General features: G+C 67.7%; 2 protein-coding genes. One reads left to right on the top strand and one right to left on the bottom strand.

The features are described from left to right. Positions 1-452 (top strand): carbohydrate ABC transporter permease (locus tag DSP71_RS23275; RefSeq protein WP_258546304.1); only part of this gene is annotated, 452 nt, incomplete at its 5' end. A 90-nt stretch (positions 453-542) separates the two neighbouring features. Here the strand turns inward: DSP71_RS23275 and DSP71_RS23270 are convergent. Next, on the bottom strand, positions 543-792 hold a 250-nt coding region (locus tag DSP71_RS23270; protein ID WP_258546303.1), incomplete at its 5' end, for a TetR family transcriptional regulator C-terminal domain-containing protein.

The raw sequence follows: 792 nt of genomic DNA, 5'->3' as shown, positions 1-792 counted from the left end.
TGCGTCCACCGCTGCTGGGCGATGTGAGCCTGCTCAACAACTACCTCGCGGTGTGGCTGCCGATGGGTGCGAACGCCTTCAACATCCTGCTGGTGAAGCGGTTCTTCGACAGCCTTCCGCGCGAGGTGTTCGAGGCCGCGCGCACGGATGGCGCCGGACCCTTCCGGCTGTTCTGGTCGATCGTGCTGCCGATGTCGAAGCCGATCCTCGGGGTGGTCTCGGTCTTCGCGATCATCGCCGCGTGGAAGGACTATCTCTGGCCCATGCTGGTGCTGCCCGATCCCGCGGTGCAGCCGCTGTCGGTGCGGCTCCCCGCCGTGCAGTCGCAGACCGAACTGGACGTGTTCCTGGCCGCGCTCGCGATCGCGACCCTGATCCCGATCGCGATGTTCCTCGTCTTCCAGTCGGTGTTCCTGCGCTCGGCAGGTCTCGGCGGTGCCGTGAAGGGGTGAGACGCGTCGAGACCCACGTTCCGCGTCGAGACCCATCGCCGGCGACGCATCCTGCGATGGGTCTCGGCGATGGTGATGGGTCTCGACGACTCAGGTGGGTGGAGTCGGAGGAAGCAGTGCGTCGATGAGGGCGCCCATGATGCCGGGCATGTCGACGGTCGGGTCGATCATCCACTGCAGCTGAAGTCCGTCGGACGCGGCCTGGATCACGCGGGCGAGGGCGTCCGGATCCAGGGGGGAGCGGCGACCGTCGGCTCCGAAGCCGTCGGCGATCGACTCCCTCAGCCGCTCGCTGCGGTCAAGGAAGTACTGGTGGGCCGGATGCTCCGGGTCGGCGGCA

It is taken from the genome of Microbacterium sp. H6, from assembly GCF_003314775.1.
Lineage (GTDB): Bacteria > Actinomycetota > Actinomycetes > Actinomycetales > Microbacteriaceae > Microbacterium > Microbacterium oxydans.
The sequence above is the reverse complement of the archived record's forward strand: the minus strand, read 5'-3'. Positions and strand labels throughout refer to the sequence as shown.